Below are 25,414 nucleotides of genomic sequence, written 5' to 3'. Positions count from 1 at the left end.
CGATTAACCGTCCAGCCAGCGGTACATGACGTGGGCGTCGACGAAGCCGTGCTCGGGGTGGCGGAAGGCGCCGGGGAGCGTGCCCACGATCTCGAAGCCGAAATGCTGCCACAGCGCGATGGCGCGGGTGTTGGTGGCGACGACGAAGTTGAACTGCATGGCGCGGAAGCCGTGGGCGCGGGCGCGGTCGAGGGAATCCCGGCACATGGCGCTGGCGATGCCCCGCCCCTGGGCCGCGCGGGCCGTCATGTAGGCGCAGTTGGCGACGTGGTCGCCGTGGCCGCGCGCGTTGGCGCGCAGGACGTAGGTGCCGAGCACCTCGCCCCCGATCTCGGCCAAGAACACCCGGTTGCCCGGCGCGTGCCAGTAGGCGAGCGCGTCCTCGCGCGCGATGTCGGGCGCCAGCGCGTAGGTGTCCCCGGCGCGGACGACGGGGTCGATGATGGCCCAGATGGCGTCGGCGTCGGCGGCCTCGGCCGGCCGGATGATGGGGTTGCGCATGCTCGGCTCGTGCGGTTCCGTGAGGGACTTGGTGGCGCTCGCCCCGCCAGCGTCGGTGCAAGCCCCCGATCGTGCAATCCAGCGCTTCCCTTCCCCAACCGCTCGGAAACGCCCCATTCCCTCGCGGATCGACACAGGTGTCGCGTGACAGATGGTTCCAAGACTCAGTCTTGGTCCAAGGATCATCCTTGGTCGTGAGAGACCCGTCCATCTCGACGCAACGCCGGTGTCGAGTGACAAAAGCGATAAAACTGGCTTCAGTTTTCTAGGGGTCCCGGTTGGATGTCGGCTTCGGCTTCCAGGGCGGCGCGGTCGTCGGTGTCGACGATGGTGCGGGCGATTTCGGGGCCGAAGCCCTTGCGGCAGAGGGCGGCGAGGTCGCGCTCGCGGTTGGCGTCGCGGCCGGTGGCGCGGTAGGGGCCGAGCTTGCGCTTGCGGGCGTAGCGCAGCGCGGCGCCGAGTTCGGGGTCGGCGGCCTCCTCGCGCAGGCGCTCCAGGGCGTGCTCGATGGTGTCGGCGTCCACGCCCTTCTGCCACAGGCGGGCGCGGATGGCCTGCGCCCCGTGACCGGCGCGGTGGAGCGTAACCGCGCGCCCCTCGGCGTAGGCGGCGTCGTCCAGCAGACCCAACCGTTGCAGCTTCGCAACGATCGCGTTCACGGCCTCGGCGCCCTCGTCGGGATCGGTGCCGTGCCACTGCGCGGAGCGCTGCACGCGGCGCAGGAGGACGCGGCGCAGGTTGGCGGCGGAGGTGGCGTAGCGCTCCAGATAGTGCCACGCGGCCTTTTCCAGGCGCTCGGGCGTGGCCTTGCGCGGGCCGCCGCGTTGTTTGCGCTGGGTCGGTGGGGCGGAATCGTCGGTCATGACGGGCGCGAACATGACACGCATGCGTGCAGCGCAGCCAGCCTGCCTTGTTTCGCGGCTGCACAGCCGCTAGGTGGCACCCCATGACCCTCAACACCGCCGGCACCACCTGTCCGCGCCCGCGCACGATGGGCCGCGTCAACTGGCGCGGCTTCTGGACGCTGTACCGCAAGGAAGTGCTGCGCTTCCTCAACGTGGGGATGCAGACCGTCCTGGCGCCGATGATCACGGCGCTGATCTTTTTCGCCATCTTCAACCTGGCCCTCGGCCGGGCGATGGAGACGGCGGGCGGCGTGCCCTACGAGGTGTTCCTGGCGCCGGGGCTGATGATGATGACCCTGGTGCAGAACGCCTTCGCCAACACCTCGTCGTCGCTGCTGATCTCGAAGGTGCAGGGCAACATCGTCGACGTGCTGATGCCGCCGTTGTCGCCGGCGGAACTGACGCTGGGCTACGCGCTGGGGGGCGTGACGCGTGGCGTGATCGTGGCGGCGGCCGTGTGGGTGGCGCTGCTGCCCTTTGTCGACATTCCCGTGCACAACCTGGCGGCGATCGTCTATTTCGCCGTCATGGCGGCGCTGATGCTGTCGCTGGTGGGGCTGATCGGGGGCATCTGGGCGGACAAGTTCGACCACGTGGCGGCGGTGCAGAACTTCGTCATCACCCCATTGAGCTTCCTGTCGGGTACCTTCTACACGATCGACCGCCTGCCCGAGTCGTGGCACATCGCGGCGTATCTGGACCCGTTCTTCTACATGATCGACGGGATGCGCTACGGCTTCATCGGCCATGCCGACGGCGACCCGCTTGTCGGCGCGGTGATGGTGCTGGTCGTGGACGCCGCGCTTTTGCTGGTCGCGCACCGGATGATGGTCACGGGCTACAAGCTGAAGGCCTGACGCGTCCGCCCTCCCTGCACCCTGGACGCGCAGGGTGGTCCGGACGAGGTACTTTTCGTATCTAAAATCTGGCATACTTTCGATCCGAGTTTGTCACGGTACGTCCCCACGCCGCGGCGCCGAGGGACGTACGGAAGCGGGCCGGCGGGTGCGCGTCACGGCACTGCCGGGACACCATCCGCGCTTGGCCCGCGCGGGGTGGAAGGGGGACCGTCGTGGACGGGATCAGCTATCAGCACCAGCCGACCAACGCAGACATTGAGCAGAGCCGCGAGCGGGCCATTGCGCAGCTGCGCGAAACCTATGGGCTGACGCGGCAAGAGGCGCGAATCGGCACCCTCGTCGGCGAGGGTCACGTCATCCGCGATGCGGCGCGCGACCTGGGCATCCAAGAAAGCACCGCCCGCTGGCACTTGAAAAACGTGTTTTCCAAGCTGGACATCCACCGCCAGGTCGAGCTCGTGCGGCTGATCATGCACGCCGAGGCGCGCTGAGCGGCCGACCGCGACCAGAACCCCACGCTGTTACCAAGCGAAGGCCGCCACCGCCCGCTCCGCCCGCCGGAGCGGGCTTTTCTTACGCCCCCCGGGACACCCGTTCAGCGTGAACGGCCGGGGCTTGGGCCCGCGTCCGGTAACGGAATATAAATTTTTTCGAAAATCCCCCCAATTTTGGAGGCGCGGCGGCGGGCGCAATCGCCAAATATGCGTTCACGAGGCGCGCACCAATCCGATCCCAGCAACCGGCGCGCCGCCAAAGTAAGGATGCCAACGATGAAGAAGACTCTCCTTACCGCTGTGAGTGTCGCGGCGATCTTCGCTTTCGGCTCCGCTTCCCATGCGTCGAACGAGCAGAACACCGACCAGAACGGCAACACCAACAACTCTACCGTCATTCAGGCCGGGGCGGGCAATGTTGCCGGCACGGCGAGCGCGCCGAACATCCAGGACGGCAACACCAACACCTTCGCCATCGATCAGGTCGGCGACGACAACGGCAAGTGGTCCGTCACCTCCGGCAACAACGCCGGCGCCAACGTCGGCAACCTGAACCAGGCCATCGTCGACGGCACGACCGACACCCTGAACGGCAACGGCGCGAGCACGACCAGCAGCTTCCCCGGCCTGGGCGGCGCCTTCAACGACGTGGCCGAAGCCAACACCCGCGTGCGCCAGCTCGGCGATAACAACTACGCTTCGGTGAACTCCGGCAACGAGCGCGACAGCCGCAGCGGCGGGAACTTCGCCAACGTGCTTCAGGACGGCAACAACAACCGGGTCGAGGGCACCGGCGGCGGCGAGAGCATCGTCAACGCCTTCTCGCAGTCCGGCGTCTACAACGCCCTGCTGGCGAAGCAGACCGGCAGCGGCAACACCCTGAAAGGCGACCAGGTCGGCAACCGCAACACCTTCGCCTCGGTGCAGCTCAACGGCGGCAACATGCTCGACGGCTTCCAGCGCGGCAACGACAACATCCTGGCCTCCTACCAGAGCGGCGGCGACACGGCCGTCGTGACCCAGACCGGAAGCGGCAACACCCACACCAACATCCAGGGTGTGACCGTCCCGCAGGGCAACTGATCGTGGCGGCCGGCCCGCGGCAGCCGCCGCGGGCCGGCAGCTTCCCCGACGTGCCGCGATCCCCGGCGCCCGCCTTCTTCCAGGCGGGCGCCCTTCGAGGACACCCCCATGACCGCACGCATTCGCACCCTGGCCCTGATCCCCGCGGCGGCGCTCGCTCTGGCGCTGGCGCCGGGCGCCCAGGCCCAACCCGGCAACAGCGGGCAGCCCCCCGGCCAGGCCGGGATCGAGCAGATCGAGCTGCCCAGCGGCGTGACCATCCCGCAGCAGGGCCAGCCGTTCTCGCCGGAACTGGGCGAAGCCTTCGACCCGAGCGGCCCGTTGCCGGCGGTCTTCACCCAGCTGCCGCCGGCCGCGCCCGGCAACGCCGCCTTCGTGGTGCAGGACGGCAGCACCAACGCCTCCGTGCTGGTGGCCGCCGGACGCGGCAACCGGACCGCGCAGCTTCAGCGCGGCAGCGGCCACGTTTCCGAAGTCACCATCGAAGGCAACGCCAACCGCGCCCTGACCGACCAGGCGGGCCGCGACCACGAGGCGATCCTCACGATCGCGGGCGACGGCTCCGCCATTGCGACGATCCAGCGCGGCGCCGGCAAGCGCATCGAAATCGACCACACCGGCCCGCAGCCCGCGGGTCTCGTGGTCCGGCAGAACTGACGACCACCCCCGAACGGGAGACGACCCATGACCCGCACCGCCTTCGCCGCCGCCCTGGCCGCACTGCTGATCGCCGGCAGCGCGGGCGCCAGCCCGCTCACCTACCGGCCCATCAACCCCTCGTTCGGGGGCAACCCCTTCAACAGCGACCACCTGCTCGCCACGGCGCAGCAGCAAAAGCAGTTCGAGGAATCCCGCCGCAGCTTCCAGCGCGATCCCATCGCCGACTTCACCGCCGACCTGGAGCGCCGCCTGCTGTCCGAGGTCGCGCGCGACATCACCGGGGCGATCTTCGGCGAGAACCCGCAGGACAGCGGCCAGTTCGAGGTTGGGGGCACCACGATCAACTTTGAGCGCATCGGCGACGAGGTGCTCATCAACCTGACCGACGGCGCCAGCGAGACCTCGATCACGCTGCCGGCCCCGCAGTTCTGACCGCGCGGCCCGGCGCCGCTGCGGGTCGCAACACCAAGCCACGAAGGGGCACAGCCATGACCTCCGCTTTCCCGCGCGCGCTCCGCCGCGCCGTGCGTCCGGCCGCGCTCGTTCTCGCGCTAACGCTCGGCGCCTGCGCCGCCACCCCCATGACCGACCCCTTCGCCAAGGCCTCGCGCCTGGAGAACATGACCCCGGCCGGGCAGTCGCTGGAGCAGCTTCCCGCGCCGTCCAGCAAGGTCTTTGCCGCCGTCTACGAGTTCGCCGACCGCACCGGCCAGCACAAGCCCAACCAGAACTTCGCGGAATATTCCCGCGCCGTCACCCAGGGCGGCGCCGAGATGGTGGTGGACGCGCTCTACCGCGCAGGCGGGGGCCAGTGGTTCCACGTCGCCGAGCGGCGCGGGCTGCAGAACCTGCTGCGCGAGCGCCAGGTCATCCGCGGCACGCGCGAGGAGTACCAGGGCACCCGGGCGCAGCCGCTCAACCCGCTGAAGTTCGCCGGCATCATCATCGAAGGCGGCGTGGTCGGCTACGACTCCGATGTCGTGACGGGCGGCGCCGGCGCGCGCTTCCTGGGGGTGGGCGCCTCGACGCAGTACCGCCGGGACGTGGTCTCGGTCGCGATGCGCGCGGTCAGCGTCCGGTCCGGCGAGGTCATCGCCTCGGTCAGCACCACCAAGACGGTCTACTCCGTGCTGCTGGACGCCAGCGTCTTCACCTTCGTCGGCGTGGACGAGATCCTGGAGCTGGAAGCCGGGGCCTCGCGCAACGAGCGCCCGGCCCTGGCGGTGCGCCAGGCCATCGAGCTGGCGGTCTACGCGCTGATCATGGAAGGCGCCACGCGCAGCGTCTGGCACTTCAAGGACAAGGCCGCCGCCGAGCCCCTGCTGGACACCTACCGCCGCGCCAAGGCGGGCAATCTCAACAACCTGCTCGCCATGAAGAAGGCCGCGGATGCTCGCGACTAGCCTCGCCCCGCGCGTGGCGGCGGCGCTGATCCTGGCGGCGCCGTCCTTCCTCGCCGCCGGGACCGGCGAGCTGCCGCCCCCGCCCGGCACCGTCACCGACCCCCTTCGCCTGGCGGGCGCACAGGTCGGGGAGTCCCTGACGGCGCTGCGCGACCGCTTCCCGGAATTGGTGGTTCAGCCCGGCGTGAGCGAGGCGGTGACCCCGCCCGTGCCCATCCTGCGCGGCCAGCGCCAGACCATCGATCCCGAGCTGACGCGGGAGGTGACGCTCACCTTCACCGACGACCGGCGGCTCTACCGCGTCACCGAGGAACGCTACGGCCCCGCCGTCGCCTGCGCCGCGCTGTTCGAGCGCCTGACGGCGGCCAACGGGACGCCGGGGGTGCGCCAGCCCGGCTACCGGCGGTGGGAGCGCACCACGGTCCGCCACCACCAGATCCTGGACGCCGACTGCACCGACGGCGAAGCGGCCGTCGCCAGCCTCTTCGACCGCTCGATCCTGGAAGACTACGCCCGGGCCGTGGCCGCCGAAGCCGAACGGCGCCGCCGCACTCTCGCCCCCAAGGGGTCGGTGCCGGTGCCCTTCCGGTAGCGGGGTTAAACCACCCGCTCCAGCACCGCGACGCGGGTGGGCTGGTCGAGCCACACGCCCTCGGCGGCGGGCCGGGCCAGGCGATCGAAGGTGGCGCGCAGCGCGTCCTCGACGGCGGCAAGGCGCTCGGCCCGCGCGGGATCAACCGCCAGGATGTGCTCGCGGAACGCGGCGAAGGAAGCCTGGTGCACGGGCCGGGTGACGGTGGTGTCCGAGATGCAGCGCCAGGGTGCGCCGTGCACGGCCGCGTCGAGCACCGCGTTGGCGGCGCGGCGCACGGCGGTTTCGTCTTCCACCAGCCGCACCACCGCGAACAGCGGGCCTTCGGGCAACGGCTCGATCGCGATCAGCCGCCCGCCCGGCGCGAGCACGCGCGCGGCCTCGGCCACCGCGCGGTTCTGCTTGGCGAGGGGCACGTGGTGCAGCGCGTTGGCGTAGACCGCCGCCGCGAGACAGCGATCCGCCAGCGGCAGCGCCTCGCCGCCCGCCGCCAGCGGCTGGACCGGGCCATCGCCATCGCCGGTCCGCACGTGCGCCAACGCCGCCGCCTGCGGATCGAGCGCCAGCACGCACCGGCCCGTTCCCGCCAGCGAGCGCGCCAGCGCGCCGCGCCCGCAGCCGATGTCGGCGACCGGCCCGGCCGTCGCGGGCAGCGCGTCGCGGACGATCTCGGCCGTGTCGCGGGGGTCGGGCGGCGCGCTCACAGATCGCGGGCGGTCAGCACGACTTCCGGCGGGTTGCCGGCGAGGCGGCGCTCCACGGCCTGCGCGATCTCGCGGTCGAAATCCCGCACCAGGCGCAGCGGATCGGGGCGGCTGGGCGTGCGCACCTTGCGCTCCAGGGCCTCGGCGCTGACGGCCACGGGAAGCTGCCGGCTACCCCTATCGTCGCGCACCATCGCGGTGAGCTCGACGCAGCCGCGTTCCTCGTTCCATCCGGCGTCGTCCATGAGCGTGACCGTGGCGTTCACGCCCGCCTCCTCTTGCATGATCGGGATCGGAAACCGTCAGTTCGACGCCTTGGCGCCGTCGTCCGTCAGCAGACCCTGGTCCGCGTAATACCGCCGCGCCCCCGGATGCAAGGGAACGCCCAGCCGGTCCAGCGCCGTTTGTTTCCGGATCAGCCGCCCCTTGGGGTGCCCGGTGTCGAGCAGCGAGCGGTTGGACGGATGCCACAGCGCCTTCGTCAGCGCGTAGACGGTCTCGTCGTTCAGGTCCGCGCGCACGATCCACTGCGCGCCCACGGCCAGCGTCTGCGTGGTGTCCACCCCCGGGTAGGCTTCGGCCGGGATGGTGTGGCGCGCCAGGTAGGGATAGCGGTGGGCGAGGCGCACGGCCTGCGCGCCGTCAACGGGGATCAGCCGGATCGCCGTGGTTTCGGCCAGGCTGGTGATGGCGCTGGCGGGCGTGCCGCCGACGAAGAAGACGGCATCCAGCTCGCCGTCGCGCAGGCGGTCCGCGGCACGGCCCGCGTTGAGCTGCACCTTCTCGACGCCGTCGAAGCCCACGCCATAGGCTTCCAGGATGAACTGCGCGTCCACGCGCGTGCCCGACCCCGGCGCGCCGACGGCCACTTTGCGGCCCTTGAGGTCCTCCACCGTGCGGATGTCGGAGGTGGCGCGCACCACGATGTGGATGGCCTCGGGAAACAGATTGGCGATGGCGCGCAGGCCGGGGACGGGTGGGCTGTCCTCGAACAGCCAGGTTCCCGTGTGCGCCCAGTACGCCACATCCCCCTGGACGAGCGCGGAGGGCAGCTGCCCGCTGGCCATGCGGCGGATGTTGTCGACCGACCCTTCGGTGGACTGGACGACGCCGATCAGGTTGGGAACGCCGCAGCTGCCGCCGGCCTCGCAGGCGCGGCTGCCGTGCGGGTGGCTGATCGCCTTGGCCAGCATGCCGCCGATGGGAAAGTAGGTGCCGCTGGAGGCGCCCGTGCCGATCTGGAAGAACTGCATGTTGCTTTCGGCAGCGCGGGCGGCGGGCACACTCGTCAGGGCCGCGGTGACGAGAAGGGTGATGACCCGGATGAATCGCCGAAAACGCTGCGGCCCCATCGCGAAGACCTTTGCATTGCGGAGTTTCACGCTAGCATGTCCGCGAGTGTTGCACCAGGGTCACACATTGACGCGAATGGCGGGGATCGGGGCGCGCGGCCTCCGCACGGCCGCACTGGCGGGGCTGCTGGTCCTGGCGGGACCGGGCGCCGCGCCGGCCGCGCCCGATCAGGCGGCCAGCAACCGGCTGCGCATCGGCTGGACACCCTGGGCCTCCAGCGAGGCGACGGCGCGCCTGGCCGCCACGGTGCTGCGCGAACGCCTGGGCTACAGCGTGGAGCTGGTGCAGGCGGGCGCGCCCTTCCTCTACCGCGCGCTCGCCGAGGGGGAGGTCGACGTCTTCCTGGACTCCTGGCAACCGGACGGCCACCGCAGCTTCCTCGACGCCGTTGGGCGTGAGGTGGTCGATTACGGCATCCTCTACGGCGGCGCGCGCCTGGGCTGGATCGTGCCCGAGCGCACGACCCCGGCAGTGATCGGCGCCATCCCCGACCTCAAGGATACGGACGTGCGTGCGCGCCTGAACGGCACGATCCGGGGCGTGGACGCGGGCACGGGCGTCATGCAGCTCTCCCGGGACGCGCTGCAGGCGTACGGCCTGGACGGCTACAGCCTCGCCCCGTCCAGCGATGCGGGCGCAGCCCTGGCCGTGCGCCGCGCGCTCGACAACGGCGAACCCGCGGTGGTGACGGCGCGCCGCCCGCACTGGATGTTCGAGGCGTACGCGCTGCGCTTCCTGGCCGACCCGAAGGACGCGCTCGGCGGACCGCAGCGCGTCCACAAGCTGGTGCGCACGGGCTTCATGACGGACCACCCCTGGGCCAGCCGGGTGCTCATGCGCATGCACCTGCCGCGCGCGGCCGTGCGGCGCATCATGGCCGAGGGCCGGGCGCGGACCTACCCTCGGGCGGTCGACACCTACATCCGTCGCAACCCGGCCCGGATGCGCTACTGGGTGACCGGCCGCATGACCGCGCGCGAGGAGCCATGAGCCTGCCCTCCACGGCCCACGTTCCCCAGCCCGTCCCGCTGGTGCTCACCACCAACGCGGGGTTGGAGGACATCGTCGCCGCCGAGTTGAGCGAGCGCGTCGCCGAGCACGGCGGGCCCCGTGAGGCGGTGACCCACCTGCCCGAACGCGTGCGGGGGCGCGTGCGCGTGGACGTCGCCGCGCCCGCGGACACGGCGCTGGCGGCGGCCATGGCGCTGCGCTCGGCGCACCACGTGCTGCGGCCGCTGGCGTCCCTGCGCCTGCCGGACGACGGCGCGCCGGCAGCGGTCGCCGAAACCGCGCGGCACGTTGCGATGCCGGAGTTGACGCCGGACACGCCCTTCCGCGTGACCACCGAGCGCAGCGGCGAGCACCCCTTCACCTCCGTCGCGGTCAACCAAGCGGTGGGCGCGGCGCTTCAAGCCGCCACCGGAGCGCCCGTGTCCCTGGACGCGTTCGCCGTCGAGATCCGCGTCGATATCGTGGACCGCGACGCGCGCATCTCCGTGCAGCACACGCGCCAGCCGCTGTCGATGCGTCATCCCATGCGCTACCGCCAGCGCGTGGCGCTGCGCGCGACCGTGGCCCACGCCACCGCGCGCCTGGCCGGGCTGGGACTCGATCGTCCGCCGCTGCGCATCGGCGACCCCTTCTGCGGCACGGGCACGCTGCTGATCGAGGCGGGGGCGGTGTTTCCCGAGGCCGCCCTGCTCGGCGGCGATCACGCCCGGCGCGCAGCGGCCGGGGCGCGCCGGAACCTGGCCGCGATGGGCCTGGGCGAGCGGGCGGCGATCAAGCAGCTCGACGCGCGCGAGCTGGCGGACCACTGGGCGCCGGACAGCCTGGACCTCGTCCTGACCAACCCGCCCTACGGCCGGCGCATCGGCCGCGGCATCGTCTTCGAGCCCTTCTACGGCGACATCCTCGCCCAGCTCCGGCGCGTCCTGCGGCCCGGCGGGCGGGCGGCGGTGCTCACCGACCGGCGCGGGCCGTTCCGCCGCGCGGTTCACCGCATCGGCGGCTTCGGCATCCCGCACCAACGCGTGCTGCGGACCGGCAGCACCTTCCCCGCCATCGTCGTGCTGGAAAAGCACGCGTGAGCCGTCAGCGACCCCCCGTGACGGTGGCCACATCGGGCACGGCCAGCAGGTGCGCCGGGCAGCGCCGGCAGTCGGAACTGCCAAGGCCCTTCACGGGCGCGCTCGCACCCCGTTCGCTGAGCCAGCGCTGCCACGCGCACTCTTCGCCGCCCGGCCAGCCCAGGACGCAGCGCACCTCGGCCCGCGCAAGCACGTGGTCGACGTGCCAGCGCGGGCGTTTGTCGGGCCGCAGGTGACGGCGTACGCGCGCGGCGATTCCGCCGGGCCCGCGCGCGTTGCCGAGATACACGTACAGGCCCGGCGACAGCGTACACCCGTTCGGGCGCGGCACGGGCAGCTGTACGGACTCGGCAATCGTCAGCACCAGGGCGTACGCGCCCGCCTCGGCCGGCAGCGCCCTGGCGTCCGGGCCCGGCTGATACGTACGCTCACAGAGTGGAACGCATGGCCTCATTCTGTCTTTCTCCTATAAGGAGAAAGAACCCTGGCGAGATTCCGCTGCTGAATCCTCGGCTCGCCGTGGGTTCCGCTGACGAAGCGCCCAGATAAACCGTCATTTGCGGAACAACCGGGAACCTCCCTAGGCTCCACGCGCACCGCAGGGGACGGACCGGCCATGCTCCTCCAGCCCGAACGCATGCGCGCCTACGCCGAGCGGGTCGCGGATCTCATCGGCGAGGAACGCTACGCCGAGGCCGCGCGCGAGGCAACGAACCTCTCCCACGCCCGTGTCGCCGAGATCCTGATGGAGGACGCGCCGCGCCGGGCCGTCGTGCCCTTCCTGGAACGCTGGGGCCGCGACCGCGCCGCCCTTACGCTGGCCGAGCTGCCCGACGAATTCGCCGCCGAGCTGGTGGCGGAAGCCGACCGCGAGCGCGCGACCGACTGGCTGGCGGGCATGCCCACCGACGTCGCCGCCGACATCGTCGCCGAGCTGGACGGCGACACGGCCGAACCCCTGCTGGCGGACCTGCCCGCCGCCTCCCGCGCCTCCGTCCAGCGCCTGTCGCGCTACGAGGAAGACAGCGCGGGCGCCTGGATGAGCCCCTACTTCGTCGCCGTGCCGCTGGACAAGTCCGTCGGCGAGGTCATCGAGGCCCTGCGCGCCGCCCCGCACCGCCACGCCAACACGGCCTACGTCTACGTCGTCGACGAGCAGCAACGCCTCGTCGGCGTGGTGTCGCTGCGCGAGCTGATGCTCAGCCCCGCGACACTGCCCGTGCGCCGCCTGATGAAGCGCGACATCCTCGTGGCGCGCACCGGCGACAACGCCGCCGAGGCCGCCGACCGCACCTACACGCGCGGCCTGAAGATGCTGCCGGTCGTCACCGAGGCGGACGCGCTCGTGGGCGTGCTGACGATGGAGGACGCGCTGGAGCTGCTGTCCGAGCAGCTGGCCGACGAGCTGTCGGGCATCGGCGCCACCTCCCGCGAGGAGAGCTTCTTCACGCCGCCGTGGCGCGCCATCCAGCTCCGCCTGCCGTGGATGGCGGCCAACGTCTTCCTCAACCTGGCGGCGGTGAGCATCATCTCGGCGTTCGAGGCGACGCTCGCCCAGGTCGCGATCCTGGCCGCCTTCCTGCCCATGATCACCGACATGGGCGGCAACGTGGGCATCCAGGCGCTGTCGGTGTCGATCCGCTCGATCGCGCTGGGCGAGGTGCGCCTGCGCGACTACTGGCAGGCCGTGCGCAAGGAACTCGCCATCGGCGTGGTCAACGGCCTCGCCCTGGGCGCGCTGTTCGGGGTTATCGCGTACGCCATGGAGGCCAACGCGCTGCTGGGCGGCATCGCGGGCGCGGCGCTGGCGGTGAACGTGCTGGTCGCCGGGGTGGTGGGCGGAACGATTCCCTTCTTTATCCGGCGCATCGGCCTGGACCCGGCGATGCTGACCGGCCCCATCCTGACCACCGTGACCGACATCACCGGCGTCAGCATCTACCTGGGCCTGGCGAGCCTGGTGCTGGCGGGCCTGGTCGCTTAGCCCGGCGGCGCGGTGGTGGGGGCCAGGCTCACCACACAGTCGCGGCCCGCGTGCTTGGCCCGGTAGAGCGCGGTGTCGGCGCGGTCCGTTAGACTGGTGAGATCGTCGCCCTCCTGCATCTGCGCGACGCCCACGCTGACCGTGATGGCTTGCCCGCGCGGGAAGGCGTGCGCCTCGACGGCCGCGCGCACGCGCTCGGCGAGGGTTTCCGCCTGCGCCTGATCCGTTTGCGGGAGGACGATGGCGAACTCCTCGCCGCCCCAGCGGCCCACGAGGTCGGCACTGCGCGTCACCTCGCCCAGGATGCCGGCGAGGTGCTTGAGGATCTCGTCCCCGGCGAGGTGTCCCAGGCTGTCGTTGACGCGCTTGAAGTGGTCCAGGTCCAGCATCACCAGGCTGAGCCGCTGGCCATAGCGCGCCGCCACGGAGATGAGGTGGTCGGCCTGACGCTCGAACGCGCCGCGGTTCGCCAGCCCGGTGAGGAAGTCCAGCTGCGCGTTGCGCTGGTCGGTGATGTCGCGAACGATCGCGTAGAGGCCGTGAACCTCACCGTGGACCCCGCGATGCGGGATCATCTCCACGCGGTGCTGGCGCGTGCCGCCGTCGGCGTCCGGCAGGCTGTGCTCGTAGCTGACGCGCCGCCCGGCCAGCGCGGCCTCCAGATTGGGGCGGATGCGCTCGTAGGTCGCCTCACCCAGCAGCTCGCTGACGTGCATGCCGCGGATGGTGTCGGCGCTGAGCCCGAAGCGCTCCTCGTAGGCCGCATTGACCTCGCGATAGCGCAGGTCCGTGTCGAGGTAGGAGATCAGGACGGGCACCGCGTCGACCAACAGCGCGCGCCGCTCCCGTTCCGCGTGGTAGGCGGCGGCGTTGTACAGGCTCGCCGCCAGCACACCCGACGCCAACTCCAGCAGGTGACGTTCCTCCTCGCCGAAGCGGTCCGGCTCACCGGCCATCACCTTGAGCACGCCGTAGGTGCGGTTCTCGTGAATGAGCGGCGCCACGATGCCCGAGACGAAGCCCAGCTCGCGCGCCTTGTCCTTAAGCTGGACGGCGGGATCGGTGGCGACGTCCGTAACCAGGCGCGGCGTGCGGCTGTGAAACGCGAGCCCCGAGGTGGAGCCCGACATGGGCAGGCGCGTCCCCTCCAGGCCGCGCGCGCTGCCGGCCGTGGCGCGGTAGACCATCTCACCGCCCTCGGCCTCCTCGACCGCCGCGCCGTCGCCCCCGGTCACCGCGAGCGCCACCTCGGCCACGCGCCGGCGCCGTTCGTCGAGGTTCAGGCCGGCCGTGGCGACCTCGCGCTGAAGCCGCGTCAGGGCTTCCAGTTGGTGGAGCCGCGCGGCGGCCTTGCGGTCCTCGGACACGTCGCGCTGGAGGGCGACGAAATGCGTGATCGCCCCGCCGTCGTCGCGGAGCGGCGAGACATCCGCCGCCATGTAGAAGGGCGAGCCGTCGCGCCGGTAGTTGACCAGCTCGAAGGTGGCTTCGCCGTCGCTTTCCAGCGCCGCGCGCATGCGCTTGAGCACCTGCGGCGAGGTGGCCGGGCCCTGCAGGATGCGCGGCGACCGGCCGACGACCTCGTCCGCCGAATAGCCGGTCATGCGTTCCCAGGCCGGATTCACGTAAAGGATGCGGGGGCCGGGCCGGTCCAGCTTGGCGTCGGCGATCAGCACACCGTCGGACAACGCGTGCAGGGCCGACGCCATAACGTCCGGGGACAGGGCATTTGCCATCGCATCGCTCAACCCAAGCCGAAACACGTTCCTTTTATTTAAAATTTGGTTGATAGGCAACCACACCGACAATCCGCCGGCTGTGCTGTCGAGATGCCCGTGTCCGGCGCCGCAGGCCCCGAACTCGGCCATCGCCGCCGACCGGCCCGTTCGCGTGTCCGGGGCCGGCCGGGCGCGGCTACGGTTTTTCCTCGACGCGGGACCGGTACTCGGTCGACCCGTCCAGCGTGGCGATCGCCGCGTTGGCGCGCGCCACGGCTTCGGTGACGTTGGGATCGGTCTTGTCGAAAATCAGGTGGAAGCTGCTGCGGCTGAGCACGACGTCGCCCAGGTGCACCGGCGCCATGTCCCCGAGGACCCGTTTGACCTGGTCGCGCAGCCGCGGCGGCTCGCCCACCAGGAAATCGATCCGCCCGCGGTCGAGGAGTTTCAGGCACTGGGCGTAGGCGCGTGTGCGCTGGACGTGGATCGTGCCGTCGGCCGCCATGCGGTCCAGCTTCGCGATGCCCAGCGACCACCCCTGCGGCGCGCAGGTGTGCAGGCCCCGCATGTCCGCAAGGCTGGTGATGCGGCCGGCGTCGCCGGCCCGCGTCATGGGCACGATGGGCAGCGTGAAGATGGGATCGGAGTAGACGTACCGCTCCTGGCGGGCGCCGTTGCGCGTGTAGGGAAACGCCGCCTCGGTCGTGCCGCGCCGGACAGCCTGCTCGGCGCGCTTCCACGGGCGGTAGACGACCTTTACCTCGTGCCCCGCCCGTTCGTAGGCCGTGCGCACCAGGCGCGTGACCGGCCCGCCGCCGGGCTGCTCGCGGCCCGTGAAGGGCGCCCAGGTTCCCGTGACCAGCCGGATCGGATCGGCCGCGGCCCCGGTTGCCGCCAGGAGGACACCGGTCGTGACCGGAACCACCCATCTCCGCATCGGCGCGCGACCTCTTCGACCGCCATGTACCTCAGACGTGTTCTTAATCTGAGATTTTCATATTGCTTTGATGGCGGTCAAAGCCAGATCGCAACGGTGTGAAGACAATTGATCTGCGAAAATCAATAAAAATTTTCGGTGTATTCAATTTTTCGGGCCCGTGCTTGGATCAAACACCCCGGTCGTCGCAGCGCTCGCCGCGCGAGCGCCCCTTGGACTCGCCGCCATCGGGCCGGGCGCAGCGCTGACGATCGGCGCGGCCGCCGGGGTCGACGGGATCGGCCGGGGCATCAGGGGCTTCGCGTTCGCGCCGTGCCTCCTCCAGGGAACGCAGGCGCCGGCGCAGATAGGGGCTGACGCAGTTCGGATCGGGGTCGGCCATGGTGCAGCCCTCCTGATAGCGAGTCCGAACTACACCATGACCGCCCAGCGTGAATCAACCTAGGTTATTTTGCATCCGTTTCTTGGCAAGGCCGGCGCGCGCTCACTCCAGCTCGATGGCGCCGTCGATCTCGACGGTTTCGTTCAGCTCCGGCAATTCCAGCGTCACCTTGGCCTTCACCGTTTCGTTGCCGGAGAGCTTGCCCTCGGAGATGGCCTTGTTCACGGCCTTCTCGATCTCGCGCTGGCTGGTGACGCCGACCTTCTTGAGGAACTTCCGCGTGGCCATGTTGAAGGTTTCTTCGTTCATCGTGACTGCCCTGTCCGCCGGTTTCCGGGTGAAGTTCGCGCGCCAGCGTAGCAGGAACACCGCCGCCGAGGCACATCCTTCCCGTCCGTGAGCGGGGGCGCGCCGGCGGGGCCGGGTCAGGCGGGGATCATTGCTCGTCCTGAAGCGTGTCCATGAAGTCCCGCATCTGGTTGTGCATTTCGATGCGGGCTTCCAGCGCCTTGCCGTGGCGCTCGGCCATGCGGTCGTGAAGCTCGCGGATGCGGGCGGGATCGGGGCGGTCCGCCACCATGGCCTGCTGCATCTCGTCGCGGATGGCCATCATGTCGAGCATGGCTTCCATGTGCTGGCGCCGCATGTCCTGGCGCATTTCGGTCAGCTCGGCCTGCTTCTCGTCGCTGAGCCCCTGCATCATGCCGGGACCCATCATGCCGCCGCCCATCATAGGCCCCATCATGCCCATGCCGCTCATCATGCCGGGCCCCATCATACCCGAGCCGCCCATCATACCGGGGCCCATCATCCCGGACTGACCCATCATGCCCGGGCCCATCATGCCGGATTGGCCCATCATACCCATGCCGCCCATCATACCTGGGCCCATCATCTGCCCGCGCATCATGCCGGAGCCACTCATCATCATGCCGGGGCCGCCCTGCTGCCCCATCATGCCCGAGCGCTGGCCGCGCATGGACCGCATCATCTGACGCCGCTGGTCGGGGTCCATGTTCCGCATCATCTCGCGCATCTCGTCGCGGTCCATCTTCCCCTGCATCATGCCTTGGCCGTGGCGGTCGTCGTCGGCCTGGGCGAGCGGGGACAGGGCCAGTCCGCCGGCCATCACCGTGGCGGCCAGCGCGGCGCGCAGGGTGCGTGTTGCAAACGTCATCGCCGTTCTCCTTTCGATAATCTGAACCGAGGCCATGCCTCCGGCTGCGCGCCGAAACAGCGTGAAAGCCCTGCGCCCCCGCGAGCAAACCGGCGGGTGCGGCGCTACCCCGGATGCACCGGACCGGCCGGGCGGCACGCTGCCCGGACGCATCCGGATGCACCTTCATGCGCCACGGTCGGCCTTCCGCTTGCTGGAAGGTCAAGCACCAATGCGGGGTGATGCCGACAAAAGCGGCGGGTTCGCTCGGCAGGCGCCGCGAGAGGGTTACTCTCGTCGCGCGCGCTGCCGGCCCATCAACCGGGCGAACTTGGTGAGCAGCTTGACGGTGTCGGCGTCGAGGTCGTGGACGGTCTGGACGAGCTTGCGCTGGGCGCGGCGGTGTTCGGTGTCGTGGCGGGGCAGCTCGTCGAAGCGGAAGAACTCCTCCAGCGGCTGCCCCAACGCGTCCGCCAGGTGCACCAGCGTGGTGAGGCTGGGCGCGGTCTTGCCCGTTTCGTACTGCGAGAGAGTCTGGGACTCGACGCCCGCGGCTTCAGCGAGCTTTTCCTGACCGTAGCCGCCGACCTTGCGCAGTTCCTGGATGCGCACGCCCAGCATGCGCTGAACGTCGTACACGCGCTGCGTCTTGGTGTTGCGCCGCTTCGCCATCGCGGCGGAGCGTGCCGACGCGGCGATGAAGCCGACACATATGCAAAATCGTATTCGGCGCTCAACCCTCTTTTAGTTGGTGTGTGAGTCATAGTACGGTTCGCTCGTACACCGATTCAGAAACCAGAGCAGTTTTGATATGGGTGACACACTGGATCAGCGCGGGTGGCCGGTGCGGCTTGGCGGGCTGGTGCCGCGCGCGGGCGCAAGCGCACCGGTCCCGGCCGAACGCGAGCGGGTGGCGTGGTGCGTGCGCTGGATGCGGGCGGACGTGGCCGGGCTGTCGCGGCGTGCGGCGGCGCGGCGGACCGGCTTTTCCCTGGCGCGCGTGGCGGCGTTCGAAACCGCCTGCGACGGCGTGCCGACCCGCTACGCCGGGCGGCTGCTGCGCGCGTGCGATGTGGAACCCGACGCCTTCATCGACGTGCTTTTCGGCCCCACGGACTGGCCGCGCGACCCGGCGATGTTCACACCCCTGCCCGCCGACGCCCGCGCCCTCGAATCCCTGCTCCGCCTCTGGCGCACCGAACCTACCGGCGCGAACGCCTCCCTGCGGCGGCTCGTCGAGGCGACGTTGGGTGGGGTTCCAAAGTAAATACAAAAGCCTGAAAGAACAAAGCAACGTTTGTATCGATCAAACTACTTTTACTTAATTATTTATATTAACTTTACTATATTACACTTTATTCATTGCGTCATATAATTTTAGTAATGTTATTGACTCAACGCTTCCATCAAGAGGAAAAATTTTGTACCCTACTTTTGGCGTGGGATCGGTTGTCGATTCGGCGCTCGAATTACAATGAGCTTGGCAGCCTTCGAGGAAACTTTCTTTAAATTTACCAAGATTAAAAACAAATGATGGGACAAACCCTCCAAAAAGGCCCGCGCATGCGTACAAATTTCCATGAGATGGCAAAAATATAATAAGATGACATTTCTGCTCTTTTTCCTTTTGATCTAATACGGTGTTCGCCATTTTTAGGCCATCTTTTATACCTTTTTGTTGTTGCCAAAATGTTAAAGCTGCCCCACGGTCGTTCAAAATATTGCGTAAAAAATCACCGTTGTTGCTAAACGTCCATTCTTTTTCAAATAATAAATGTCCTGAGCCCAACAATATTTTGGACATCATTTGAATATGTGATATAAAATCTACGGAAATAGATCCTTGAAAATGACTTTCTTGTTGAATTTTGCACGATAGACGTGCTTGTTCGAGATTCTCTATCGGATTCCCGTCCCCATCAAACATTTTTTTACCACTTTTATTTATTTTTCCCAAAATAACTTTTTCTACTTCATCTCTCGGTCCCGATATTTCTTCAATATTATATCTTTCGCGATATTCAGTGTTAACATCCAGCTTAAACTCAGTATGGACCTGACCGCTTTTGTCTACCTTGAATTTAGCATTTTTCCCGCTCCCGGTTGAAAAGACAGACAGATCAAGATCACTCAGTCCAATTTGATTTGCTGCCATACTTACAATTGGATCTTTTAAGTAAGATGCATCTATGCTAGAGCCTAAATCGTTATTACACTTTGCGCTTACATCGAATGTTACAAATTTATTGCTTCCCCCAATAGATCTGGGTATAATATGTTCTTTTGAGGCTTTGTATGTACTGTCGTGAGAATCGTTGTAGATCCTGTTTTTGCTGTATATACAGTAGGGCATTTTTCCACCATGATTCCATGCAGGATCGACGTTATTAATTGATGAGCCCCAAACTAAACGAAACCTAGTGTTGAGTATATGACATATGGAAGACCATGTAAGATTACAGCATCTCACGTCTTTTCGGGAACAGGTGTGGATGGCCGTGACAAGCACGGCCATGAGGGTTTGGGGCCGACTTTCCTACGCCGTAACGGTCGAACACCGTTGCGGCTATCCGCGCCGTGATTCTCGGTTTGCATCCGATCTGTACCATTTTTCGTGGTCTGCCGGAACGTACAGCCGGTCGTGAGGGACCCATTCAGTGCCGCGAGACGCCGGTGTCGAGTGACAGATGGGGTCAAACTGCCTGTCAGTTTGTCAAACAGCCTCCTGTTTGTTGATGCGATCCGCCTTCTCCACGAGTTGCCGGGCCTGGCGGACGGAGGCGGCGTCGATCATGCGGCCGTCGAGGGTGACGGCGCCGCGGCCGTCGCGCTGGGCTTCGGCCATGGCGTCGAGGATGCGGCGGGCGTGCTGGACGGCGGTGTCGTCGGGCGTGTTGACCTCGTTCGCCAGCTCGATCTGGGCGGGATGGATGGCCCACTTGCCCTCGCAGCCGAGCACGCTGGCGCGGTGGGCTTGGGCGCGGAAGCCGTCACTGTCTTGCACGTCGCCGAAGGGGCCGTCGATGGGGCGCAGGCCGTTGGCGCGCGCGGCGACGACCATGCGCGCGATGGCGTAGTGCCACATGTCAGCCCAGTGGGTCTGGCGCGAGCCGTCGGCCAGGGTGTCGGTGAGCACGCTGTAGGCGGGGTTGGGGCCGCCGATCGTGGTCACGCGCATGCCGGTGGAGGCGGCGTAGTCGGCCACGCCGAAGTGCAGGCTTTCGTTGCGCGACGAGGCGGCGGCGATGGCCTCGACGTTCTGCATGCCCAGCGCGGTTTCGATCAGCAGCTCGAAGCCCAGGCGCTTCTGCCGGCCGGTGGCGGCTTCCAGCTGGCTGACCAGCATGTCCACGGCGTAGACGTCGGCGGCCGTGCCCGCCTTGGGGATCATCACGAGGTCCAGGCGCTCGCCCGTCTGCTCCAGGATGTCGACGAGATCCCGGTACATGTAGTGGGTGTCGAGGCCGTTGATGCGGATGGACACCGTCTTCTCGCCGTAGTCGACGGTGTTCAGCGCCTCGATGATGTTTTTGCGCGCCTGGAGCTTGTCGTCCGGCGCGACGGCGTCCTCCAGGTCGAGGAAGAGGACGTCGGCGGCGCTGCTGGCCGCCTTTTCCAGCATCTTGGCGTTGCTGCCGGGAACGGCGAGTTCGCTGCGGTTGAGGCGCGCGGGCGCGGGCTGGACGGGCGTGTGGCTCATTTTGAAGACCTCTCGTGGCGGGCCGCCGCGTTTTAGCCGCCTCGGGTCAGATTCGTCAGCCCCCGCGCAAGGGGATGGCGTTCGGTCACGAGCTCCTTCAGGCGCGCGTCGAGGACGTGGGTGTAGATCTGCGTCGTGGAGATGTCGGCGTGGCCCAGCATCTGCTGCAGCGAGCGCAGGTCGGCGCCGTTGGCGAGCAGGTGCGTGGCGAAGGCGTGGCGGACGACGTGCGGGGAGACGCGGTCGGGGTGGATGCCGGCGCGCACCGCCAGGTCCTTGAGCAGCTGCGCCACGCGGTCGCGCGTCAGGTGGCCCGAGCGCGACGTCCGCGAGGGGAACAGCCAGCCCGCGTCCGCGCCGGGCGGCAGGAAGCTGGGCCGCAGCGGCAGGTAGGCGGCGAGGGCGTCGCGCGCCGGCTGGTTGATGGGGACCATGCGCTCGTTGCCGCCCTTGCCCTCGATCACGAGGGTGTCCGAGCGGCGCCGGGCCGCGCGCACCGGCAGCGTGACCAGTTCGCTGACGCGCAGGCCGGTGGCGTAGAGCAATTCCACCAGCGCGGCGAGGCGCAGGCCGCGCGGCCCCTCCAGCGCGCGCGCCTCGGCGAGCAGGCGGTCGACCTCGTCCTCGCCCAGCACCTTCGGCAGCGGGCGCTTGGGCGTGGGGCTGTCCAGCGCCTGGGCGGGGTCGTCGGCGCGCCAGCCCTCGGCGTAGAGGAAGCCGTAGAACTGCCGCAGCGTGGCGATGCGCCGGGCGGCCGTGCGCTCCGCCAGCCCCTGCGCGTGCAGGTCGGCGAGGTAGGCGCGGATCGCGCCCGCGTCCGCCCCCGCTAGCGACTCGCCGCGCGCGGCCAGGAACCCGGCAAGGTCGCGCAGGTCGCGGCCGTAGGCGGCGAGGGTGTTGTCGGCCGCCGCACGCTCACCCGCCATCATCTCCAGGAAGCGCTCGATCAGGGCGTCCTGGCTGGCGGTCATGGCCCGGCCTCAGATCCCGTTGGCGGCGGCGGCCTCGATGGCGATGCGGCGCGCGACCCCGGTGAGCTCCACGCGGCGCAGGGCCGTCAGCGCGGTCCCCAGCACCATGGGGTGGATGCGTTCCAGGCCGCTCTCGCCGAGGACGACGAGAGAGAGCAGCACCGTCTCGCCCGTGCGGCCGGCGCGGCCAGCCTCGCGCAGGGCGTAGAGCAGCGCGGCCGGGGGCGCCGGGCGGGCACCGTCCCCGGCGGCGCCAGCGATCTCGATCCAGGGGCGCGCGTCATTCACCTCCAACGCCTGGAAGCCCGCGCGCACCACGCTTTCGCGGAACGCCAGCGTGGTGCCCTCGGCCTCGGTGGCGGAACGCCACGCCGCGAGGCTGCCGTTGGCGGGCACGTGCGCCGCCCCGGCCAGCCGCGCGTAGGGCACCAGGGCCGTCACCGCGGCCTTGGCCGCCGGGTCCACGATGGCCTCGCCCTGGGCCATCTGCAGCCACTTGCCCGCGGCCTCGCCGCGCCCGGCCACGTAGAGCAACCGCCCGCCGGGGCCGGTAAACCACGCCAGCTCGGCGCGCGGCGTCATCTCGGCCGCGACGGGCGCGAACAGCCGCGCCAGGGCCGGATACAGCGACGGCTCGGCGGTCTGCATCACCTGCCGGATCAGCTCCGCCCTGACCGCGTCCTCGCTCTCGTCGCGCGCGGCCTGGTGGTACAGGGCGCGCCGCCGGGTCGGGGTCATGGCCTGGACCGCGTCCTCCTCGGTCAGGCTGGCGGCGTTCTTCAGGCGGGCCGACTCGAAGCTGAAGCGGTCGTAGAGCGCGCCCAGGCGCTCGGCCGGCAGCGCCCCCATGGCGGCGGCGCGCTCGGCGGCGCGGGCGCGGCGCGACAGCGGCGTCTTCGGCGACTCCGCGATGGCCGCGAGCACGCCCGGGCCGGCCCCGTCCAGCATGGCGTCGGGCACGGGCGTGTCCGTGGCGGCCAGCAGCGCCAGCGTCAGCGCGCCCGGCCGCTCGGGCAGCGGCAGAGAATCGGCGCCGCCGTCCACCGCGTCGTAGAGCGCCAGGAAGGGCGAGGCCTGCCCGCCGGCCTTCTCGCGCAGGAGGCGCACGGTGAGCGCGGCCTGCTGCGGCTTGCCAGTGTGGTGCTGGCAGACCGCCAGCGCCCGCTGCCAGAAGCTGTGATCGTATTGGCCGAGGCCGTCGCGCACGCGCTGGCAAGCGCCTTCGACGTCCCGGCGCAGGAAGAGCGCCTGCACGCGCAGGCGGGCCAGCTCGGCCGTGCGGTGCTCGCGCGGGACCACGCTCAGCAGGCGCAGCAGCCCCTCGGTGTCGCCCATCGCCCACAGCCGGCGCAGGCGCGCGTGCAGGAGGTCGGGGCCGTCCGTGTCCCCGGCGCGCGTGCGCTCGGGGGGCGCCGTGCTCGACAGCAGCAGCCGCCGCGCCAGCTTGCGAAGCGCGGGGGCGTGCAACTCGGCCGGGATGCGGGGAAGCAGCCGCGCGACCACATGGCGCGGCGTGCCGTCCCAGATGGCGGCGCCCAGGCCCTGGCCGCCGGGGTCGAGCACGCCGATCGTGGCCGGGTCCAAATCGCCCAGCGGCGCGACGTCGATGCCCTCGCCGGCGCCCTTGTCCTCTTCGCCGGCAGCCGTGTCGCCCCCGGTGTCGGGCGCGGACCCGTCGGCCGGCGTGTCGCCGTCCGGCTGCGCGGAATCCGCGGCCGGTTCCGTGTCGGCCGAGCCGGTGTCGGCCGGCTCCAGGCTCAGCGGCTCGCCGGCATCGCCGTCCTGCGCCCGCGCGGCTGCCGCCGTCAGCCCCGCGGCCAGCGCCAGGGCCAGGACCGCCACCCCGGCGCGGCACCGGGACACACCGGCCGACTCGCCCGCGTTAGCTGTCGAAAAAGCGCGCATCGGGAATCGTGATCTCCACCTGCTGGCGCGGCACGGGGAAATCCCACAGCGTGACGAAAATCCCGCCGCCGACGACGGCGAGCAGGATGACAACAAGAAGAGCAAGGCTGACGTGCTTCATGGGCTCCACTGCCGAAAAGGCGGCACGACCTTGCGTCGCGCCGTCGCTATCGTGCTAGGTTCCGAGTATGACGACTTTGGGGCATCCTGGTGCGCGGCGCAAAACCTGCGCCCGGCGACCACCGGAGCGCCCCGTCCCACGCTGCGCGCACCATCCGCAGAGCGCAATGACCAACCCGTCGACCGCTGACGCTCTTCCGTGTTCCGTTGCCCTCGTGGGGTTGATGGGCGCGGGCAAGAGCGCGATCGGCACCCGCCTGGCTCACCACTGGGGCGTGGCCTTCACCGACACCGACACCGAGGTCGAGCGCGCCGCCGGGATGTCGATCGCGGACATCTTCGAACTGCACGGCGAACCCGCGTTCCGCGACTGCGAGCGCCGCGTCATCGCGCGCCTGCTGGACGGCCCGCCGCAGGTCCTGGCCACCGGCGGCGGCGCCTTCGTGCAGGACGCCACGCGCGCGCTCATCCGGGAGCGGGCGGTGTCGGTATGGCTCAAGGCCGACCTCGACACCCTGTACCGCCGCACGCACAAGCGCGGGCACCGGCCGCTGCTCCAGACCGAGGACCCGCGCGCCAAGCTGGAGCGCCTGGCCGCCGAGCGCGACCCGCTCTACGCGCAGGCGGACCTGACCGTGCCCACGGACGACCGCCCGCTCGACGCCACGGTCGCGGCCGTCGCCCAGGCCGTGGAAGCCCACTTCGCCGCGCGCGGCACGCCGCCGACCCCCCGGACCGGAGCGACCGAGTCGTGACCACCCACAGCCCCGAAGCCGTCGAGCGCGTCGAGGTGGACCTCGGCAGCCGGTCCTACCCCATCCTCGTCGGGCCGGAGCTGCTCGCCACCGGGGGCGAGCACATCCGCGAGGTCCTGGACGCGCGGCGGGTGTTCGTCGTCGCCGACGAGACCGTGGCCGGACTGCACCTGCCCGCCTTCCAGCGCGGCCTGGAACAGGCGGGGCTGCGGCACGAGGCCTTCGTCGTCCCGGCGGGCGAGCACACCAAGGATTTTTCCCACCTGGAGCGGCTGGTCGACCGGCTGCTGGACGCCGGGGCCGAGCGCCGCGACGTCGTGGCCGCGCTGGGCGGCGGTGTCGTGGGCGATCTGGCGGGCTTCGCCGCGGCGGTGACGCTGCGCGGGCTGGCCTACGTGCAGGTGCCGACGACGCTGCTGGCGCAGGTGGACAGCTCCGTCGGCGGCAAGACGGGCATCAACACCCGCCACGGCAAGAACCTCGTCGGCGCCTTCCACCAGCCCTCGCTGGTGCTCGCCGACACCGACGTGCTGGACACCCTGCCGGCGCGCGAGCTGCGCGCGGGCTACGCCGAGGTCGTGAAGTACGGCTGCATCAACGACGCGCCCTTCTTCGCCTGGCTGGAAACCAACGGCCTCGACGTGCTGGAGGGCCGGACCGCCCCCCGGCGCGAGGCCATCGTGCGTTCGTGCCGGCGCAAGGCCGGAATCGTCGCCGAGGACGAAACGGAATCCACCGGCGCGCGGGCGCTGCTCAACCTGGGCCACACCTTCGCCCATGCGCTGGAGGCCGAGTGCGGCTACGACGGGACGCTGCTGCACGGCGAGGCCGTGGCGATCGGGCTGGTGCTGGCGGCGGAGCTTTCCGCCGAGCTGGGCGTCTGCCCCGGCGCCGACGCGGCGCGCGTGCGCGCCCACCTCGCGGCGGCGGGCCTGCCCACGAGCCCCCTGGACCGCCCGGCCGTCGCCTGGTCCGTGGCGCGCCTGCTGGACCACATGGCCCACGACAAGAAGGTCCGCGACGGGCGCGTGACCTTCGTGCTCATGCGGGGCATCGGCGCGGCCTACCTGAGCCGCGAGGTGCCGCGCGAGGCCGTCGCGGCCGTGCTCGGGAACGCCCTCATGGCCGCCTGAGCCCTTTC

The 25,414-nt window shown here is 69.7% G+C and carries 30 protein-coding genes; 13 read left to right on the top strand and 17 right to left on the bottom strand.

Going from position 1 to position 25,414, the window contains the following annotated elements:
* Positions 1-3: 3 nt before the first annotated feature.
* A complete protein-coding gene (locus BLQ43_RS08455; protein WP_090019725.1) occupies positions 4-501 on the bottom strand; it encodes a GNAT family N-acetyltransferase in 498 nt (165 codons plus the stop codon).
* 257 nt (positions 502-758) lie between these two features.
* A complete protein-coding gene (locus BLQ43_RS08450) occupies positions 759-1,379 on the bottom strand; it encodes a regulatory protein RecX (RefSeq protein ID WP_218119163.1) in 621 nt (206 codons plus the stop codon).
* 68 nt (positions 1,380-1,447) lie between these two features.
* On the opposite strand from BLQ43_RS08450, the gene BLQ43_RS08445 reads away from it, so the two are divergent.
* The 7 genes from BLQ43_RS08445 to BLQ43_RS08415 all read left to right on the top strand — a co-directional run bounded on the left by BLQ43_RS08445 (position 1,448) and on the right by BLQ43_RS08415 (position 6,498).
* On the top strand, positions 1,448-2,263 hold the full coding sequence (locus tag BLQ43_RS08445) for an ABC transporter permease (RefSeq protein ID WP_090019723.1): 816 nt from the start codon (positions 1,448-1,450) through the stop codon (positions 2,261-2,263).
* Between the two features lie 215 nt (positions 2,264-2,478).
* Positions 2,479-2,757: a helix-turn-helix transcriptional regulator gene (locus BLQ43_RS08440; protein WP_176758593.1), complete on the top strand. Its 279-nt coding sequence runs from the start codon at positions 2,479-2,481 to the stop codon at positions 2,755-2,757.
* Between the two features lie 279 nt (positions 2,758-3,036).
* Positions 3,037-3,843 carry a hypothetical protein gene (locus BLQ43_RS08435; RefSeq protein ID WP_143006207.1) on the top strand — a complete coding sequence of 269 codons (807 nt, stop codon included), beginning with the start codon at positions 3,037-3,039 and terminating at the stop codon, positions 3,841-3,843.
* A gap of 108 nt (positions 3,844-3,951) precedes the next feature.
* Positions 3,952-4,500: a hypothetical protein gene (locus BLQ43_RS08430; protein WP_090019717.1), complete on the top strand. Its 549-nt coding sequence runs from the start codon at positions 3,952-3,954 to the stop codon at positions 4,498-4,500.
* 27 nt (positions 4,501-4,527) lie between these two features.
* Positions 4,528-4,935 (top strand): curli assembly protein CsgF, encoded by a 408-nt coding sequence (locus BLQ43_RS08425; RefSeq protein ID WP_090019715.1) that lies wholly within the window; start codon positions 4,528-4,530, stop codon positions 4,933-4,935.
* Positions 4,936-4,991: 56 nt separating this feature from the next.
* Entirely contained in the window at positions 4,992-5,906 is a 915-nt protein-coding gene (locus BLQ43_RS08420) for a CsgG/HfaB family protein (RefSeq protein ID WP_245659516.1), read from the top strand.
* Positions 5,893-6,498 (top strand): hypothetical protein, encoded by a 606-nt coding sequence (locus BLQ43_RS08415; RefSeq protein WP_143006206.1) that lies wholly within the window; start codon positions 5,893-5,895, stop codon positions 6,496-6,498. Before BLQ43_RS08420 ends, BLQ43_RS08415 begins: the two co-directional genes overlap by 14 nt.
* A 5-nt stretch (positions 6,499-6,503) precedes the next feature.
* Here the strand turns inward: BLQ43_RS08415 and BLQ43_RS08410 are convergent, their stop codons facing one another.
* The 3 genes from BLQ43_RS08410 to BLQ43_RS08400 are packed head-to-tail and all read right to left on the bottom strand — an operon-like array spanning position 6,504 to position 8,584.
* The gene (locus BLQ43_RS08410) at positions 6,504-7,202 is read right to left on the bottom strand and encodes a class I SAM-dependent methyltransferase (RefSeq protein ID WP_090019711.1); all 699 of its coding nucleotides are present in this window, start codon (positions 7,200-7,202) and stop codon (positions 6,504-6,506) included.
* Positions 7,199-7,486 carry a hypothetical protein gene (locus BLQ43_RS08405; protein WP_090019709.1) on the bottom strand — a complete coding sequence of 96 codons (288 nt, stop codon included), beginning with the start codon at positions 7,484-7,486 and terminating at the stop codon, positions 7,199-7,201. Before BLQ43_RS08405 ends, BLQ43_RS08410 begins: the two co-directional genes overlap by 4 nt.
* Before the next feature lie 18 nt (positions 7,487-7,504).
* The gene (locus tag BLQ43_RS08400; RefSeq protein ID WP_090019707.1) at positions 7,505-8,584 is read right to left on the bottom strand and encodes a TAXI family TRAP transporter solute-binding subunit; all 1,080 of its coding nucleotides are present in this window, start codon (positions 8,582-8,584) and stop codon (positions 7,505-7,507) included.
* A 46-nt stretch (positions 8,585-8,630) separates the two neighbouring features.
* Between BLQ43_RS08400 and BLQ43_RS08395 the strand changes: the two genes are divergently transcribed.
* Both BLQ43_RS08395 and BLQ43_RS08390 read left to right on the top strand, forming a co-directional pair.
* Positions 8,631-9,545: a glycine betaine ABC transporter substrate-binding protein gene (locus BLQ43_RS08395; protein ID WP_176758592.1), complete on the top strand. Its 915-nt coding sequence runs from the start codon at positions 8,631-8,633 to the stop codon at positions 9,543-9,545.
* Entirely contained in the window at positions 9,542-10,645 is a 1,104-nt protein-coding gene (locus BLQ43_RS08390) for a THUMP domain-containing protein (protein WP_090019702.1), read from the top strand. Before BLQ43_RS08395 ends, BLQ43_RS08390 begins: the two co-directional genes overlap by 4 nt.
* Positions 10,646-10,649: 4 nt before the next feature.
* Here the strand turns inward: BLQ43_RS08390 and BLQ43_RS08385 are convergent, their stop codons facing one another.
* Positions 10,650-11,099, bottom strand: a complete 450-nt coding sequence (locus BLQ43_RS08385) for a GIY-YIG nuclease family protein (RefSeq protein ID WP_090019700.1) — start codon at positions 11,097-11,099, stop codon at positions 10,650-10,652.
* Between the two features lie 162 nt (positions 11,100-11,261).
* On the opposite strand from BLQ43_RS08385, the gene mgtE reads away from it, so the two are divergent.
* Positions 11,262-12,629: a magnesium transporter gene (gene mgtE, locus BLQ43_RS08380; protein ID WP_090019698.1), complete on the top strand. Its 1,368-nt coding sequence runs from the start codon at positions 11,262-11,264 to the stop codon at positions 12,627-12,629.
* Here the strand turns inward: mgtE and BLQ43_RS08375 are convergent.
* The 6 genes from BLQ43_RS08375 to BLQ43_RS08350 form a co-directional block, all read right to left on the bottom strand.
* Positions 12,626-14,365 carry a sensor domain-containing diguanylate cyclase gene (locus BLQ43_RS08375; protein WP_176758591.1) on the bottom strand — a complete coding sequence of 580 codons (1,740 nt, stop codon included), beginning with the start codon at positions 14,363-14,365 and terminating at the stop codon, positions 12,626-12,628. The genes mgtE and BLQ43_RS08375 overlap by 4 nt on opposite strands.
* Before the next feature lie 178 nt (positions 14,366-14,543).
* The gene (locus BLQ43_RS08370) at positions 14,544-15,272 is read right to left on the bottom strand and encodes a substrate-binding periplasmic protein (protein ID WP_176758590.1); all 729 of its coding nucleotides are present in this window, start codon (positions 15,270-15,272) and stop codon (positions 14,544-14,546) included.
* Between the two features lie 181 nt (positions 15,273-15,453).
* The gene (locus BLQ43_RS08365) at positions 15,454-15,666 is read right to left on the bottom strand and encodes a hypothetical protein (protein WP_090019691.1); all 213 of its coding nucleotides are present in this window, start codon (positions 15,664-15,666) and stop codon (positions 15,454-15,456) included.
* A gap of 102 nt (positions 15,667-15,768) precedes the next feature.
* Complete coding sequence (locus tag BLQ43_RS08360) at positions 15,769-15,975, bottom strand: DUF6494 family protein (protein ID WP_090019689.1); 207 nt, start codon at positions 15,973-15,975, stop codon at positions 15,769-15,771.
* A 127-nt stretch (positions 15,976-16,102) separates the two neighbouring features.
* Positions 16,103-16,843: a periplasmic heavy metal sensor gene (locus BLQ43_RS08355; protein WP_218119162.1), complete on the bottom strand. Its 741-nt coding sequence runs from the start codon at positions 16,841-16,843 to the stop codon at positions 16,103-16,105.
* Between the two features lie 267 nt (positions 16,844-17,110).
* On the bottom strand, positions 17,111-17,494 hold the full coding sequence (locus BLQ43_RS08350; protein ID WP_143006204.1) for a helix-turn-helix transcriptional regulator: 384 nt from the start codon (positions 17,492-17,494) through the stop codon (positions 17,111-17,113).
* A gap of 139 nt (positions 17,495-17,633) precedes the next feature.
* Here BLQ43_RS08350 and BLQ43_RS08345 point away from each other — a divergent pair, with 139 nt between their 5' ends.
* Positions 17,634-18,089 carry a helix-turn-helix domain-containing protein gene (locus BLQ43_RS08345; protein WP_090019687.1) on the top strand — a complete coding sequence of 152 codons (456 nt, stop codon included), beginning with the start codon at positions 17,634-17,636 and terminating at the stop codon, positions 18,087-18,089.
* An 81-nt stretch (positions 18,090-18,170) separates the two neighbouring features.
* Here BLQ43_RS08345 and BLQ43_RS08340 read toward each other — a convergent pair whose 3' ends face one another.
* The 5 genes from BLQ43_RS08340 to BLQ43_RS14610 all read right to left on the bottom strand — a co-directional run bounded on the left by BLQ43_RS08340 (position 18,171) and on the right by BLQ43_RS14610 (position 23,519).
* Positions 18,171-19,175 (bottom strand): HNH endonuclease, encoded by a 1,005-nt coding sequence (locus BLQ43_RS08340; RefSeq protein WP_176758589.1) that lies wholly within the window; start codon positions 19,173-19,175, stop codon positions 18,171-18,173.
* A 360-nt stretch (positions 19,176-19,535) separates the two neighbouring features.
* On the bottom strand, positions 19,536-20,522 hold the full coding sequence (locus BLQ43_RS08335) for an HpcH/HpaI aldolase/citrate lyase family protein (protein WP_090019686.1): 987 nt from the start codon (positions 20,520-20,522) through the stop codon (positions 19,536-19,538).
* 32 nt (positions 20,523-20,554) lie between these two features.
* Positions 20,555-21,493, bottom strand: coding sequence for a site-specific tyrosine recombinase XerD (locus BLQ43_RS08330; protein WP_090019684.1), 939 nt, complete (start codon positions 21,491-21,493; stop codon positions 20,555-20,557).
* A gap of 9 nt (positions 21,494-21,502) precedes the next feature.
* The gene (locus BLQ43_RS08325) at positions 21,503-23,335 is read right to left on the bottom strand and encodes a hypothetical protein (RefSeq protein ID WP_090019682.1); all 1,833 of its coding nucleotides are present in this window, start codon (positions 23,333-23,335) and stop codon (positions 21,503-21,505) included.
* A 40-nt stretch (positions 23,336-23,375) separates the two neighbouring features.
* A complete protein-coding gene (locus tag BLQ43_RS14610; RefSeq protein ID WP_176758588.1) occupies positions 23,376-23,519 on the bottom strand; it encodes a hypothetical protein in 144 nt (47 codons plus the stop codon).
* Positions 23,520-23,685: 166 nt separating this feature from the next.
* Here BLQ43_RS14610 and BLQ43_RS08320 point away from each other — a divergent pair, with 166 nt between their 5' ends.
* Together BLQ43_RS08320 and aroB are read left to right on the top strand one after the other, a co-directional pair.
* The gene (locus tag BLQ43_RS08320; RefSeq protein WP_090019680.1) at positions 23,686-24,273 is read left to right on the top strand and encodes a shikimate kinase; all 588 of its coding nucleotides are present in this window, start codon (positions 23,686-23,688) and stop codon (positions 24,271-24,273) included.
* Entirely contained in the window at positions 24,270-25,406 is a 1,137-nt protein-coding gene (aroB, locus tag BLQ43_RS08315; RefSeq protein ID WP_090019678.1) for a 3-dehydroquinate synthase, read from the top strand. Before BLQ43_RS08320 ends, aroB begins: the two co-directional genes overlap by 4 nt.
* The last annotated feature ends 8 nt before the right edge of the window (positions 25,407-25,414 follow it).

The organism is Limimonas halophila (assembly GCF_900100655.1).
Classification (GTDB): Bacteria; Pseudomonadota; Alphaproteobacteria; order Kiloniellales; family Rhodovibrionaceae; genus Limimonas; species Limimonas halophila.
The sequence above is the reverse complement of the archived record's forward strand: the minus strand, read 5'-3'. Positions and strand labels throughout refer to the sequence as shown.

Bases quoted from the DNA above. Each gene is read 5' to 3' on its own strand.
- BLQ43_RS08455 (WP_090019725.1), bottom strand. From the start codon at position 501: ATGCGCAACCCCATCATCCGGCCGGCCGAGGCCGCCGACGCCGACGCC.
- BLQ43_RS08415 (WP_143006206.1), top strand. From the start codon at position 5,893: ATGCTCGCGACTAGCCTCGCCCCGCGCGTGGCGGCGGCGCTGATCCTG.
- mgtE (WP_090019698.1), top strand. From the start codon at position 11,262: ATGCTCCTCCAGCCCGAACGCATGCGCGCCTACGCCGAGCGGGTCGCG.
- BLQ43_RS08335 (WP_090019686.1), bottom strand. From the start codon at position 20,522: ATGAGCCACACGCCCGTCCAGCCCGCGCCCGCGCGCCTCAACCGCAGC.
- BLQ43_RS08435 (WP_143006207.1), top strand. From the start codon at position 3,037: ATGAAGAAGACTCTCCTTACCGCTGTGAGTGTCGCGGCGATCTTCGCT.
- BLQ43_RS08350 (WP_143006204.1), bottom strand. From the start codon at position 17,494: ATGGCGAAGCGGCGCAACACCAAGACGCAGCGCGTGTACGACGTTCAG.
- BLQ43_RS08420 (WP_245659516.1), top strand. From the start codon at position 4,992: ATGACCTCCGCTTTCCCGCGCGCGCTCCGCCGCGCCGTGCGTCCGGCC.
- BLQ43_RS08390 (WP_090019702.1), top strand. From the start codon at position 9,542: ATGAGCCTGCCCTCCACGGCCCACGTTCCCCAGCCCGTCCCGCTGGTG.
- BLQ43_RS08355 (WP_218119162.1), bottom strand. From the start codon at position 16,843: ATGACGTTTGCAACACGCACCCTGCGCGCCGCGCTGGCCGCCACGGTG.
- BLQ43_RS08360 (WP_090019689.1), bottom strand. From the start codon at position 15,975: ATGAACGAAGAAACCTTCAACATGGCCACGCGGAAGTTCCTCAAGAAG.
- BLQ43_RS08385 (WP_090019700.1), bottom strand. From the start codon at position 11,099: ATGAGGCCATGCGTTCCACTCTGTGAGCGTACGTATCAGCCGGGCCCG.
- BLQ43_RS08450 (WP_218119163.1), bottom strand. From the start codon at position 1,379: ATGTTCGCGCCCGTCATGACCGACGATTCCGCCCCACCGACCCAGCGC.
- BLQ43_RS08345 (WP_090019687.1), top strand. From the start codon at position 17,634: ATGGGTGACACACTGGATCAGCGCGGGTGGCCGGTGCGGCTTGGCGGG.
- BLQ43_RS08445 (WP_090019723.1), top strand. From the start codon at position 1,448: ATGACCCTCAACACCGCCGGCACCACCTGTCCGCGCCCGCGCACGATG.
- BLQ43_RS08395 (WP_176758592.1), top strand. From the start codon at position 8,631: ATGGCGGGGATCGGGGCGCGCGGCCTCCGCACGGCCGCACTGGCGGGG.
- BLQ43_RS14610 (WP_176758588.1), bottom strand. From the start codon at position 23,519: ATGAAGCACGTCAGCCTTGCTCTTCTTGTTGTCATCCTGCTCGCCGTC.
- BLQ43_RS08340 (WP_176758589.1), bottom strand. From the start codon at position 19,175: ATGCCCTACTGTATATACAGCAAAAACAGGATCTACAACGATTCTCAC.
- BLQ43_RS08425 (WP_090019715.1), top strand. From the start codon at position 4,528: ATGACCCGCACCGCCTTCGCCGCCGCCCTGGCCGCACTGCTGATCGCC.
- BLQ43_RS08375 (WP_176758591.1), bottom strand. From the start codon at position 14,365: ATGGCAAATGCCCTGTCCCCGGACGTTATGGCGTCGGCCCTGCACGCG.
- BLQ43_RS08405 (WP_090019709.1), bottom strand. From the start codon at position 7,486: ATGCAAGAGGAGGCGGGCGTGAACGCCACGGTCACGCTCATGGACGAC.
- BLQ43_RS08430 (WP_090019717.1), top strand. From the start codon at position 3,952: ATGACCGCACGCATTCGCACCCTGGCCCTGATCCCCGCGGCGGCGCTC.
- BLQ43_RS08320 (WP_090019680.1), top strand. From the start codon at position 23,686: ATGACCAACCCGTCGACCGCTGACGCTCTTCCGTGTTCCGTTGCCCTC.
- BLQ43_RS08330 (WP_090019684.1), bottom strand. From the start codon at position 21,493: ATGACCGCCAGCCAGGACGCCCTGATCGAGCGCTTCCTGGAGATGATG.
- BLQ43_RS08365 (WP_090019691.1), bottom strand. From the start codon at position 15,666: ATGGCCGACCCCGATCCGAACTGCGTCAGCCCCTATCTGCGCCGGCGC.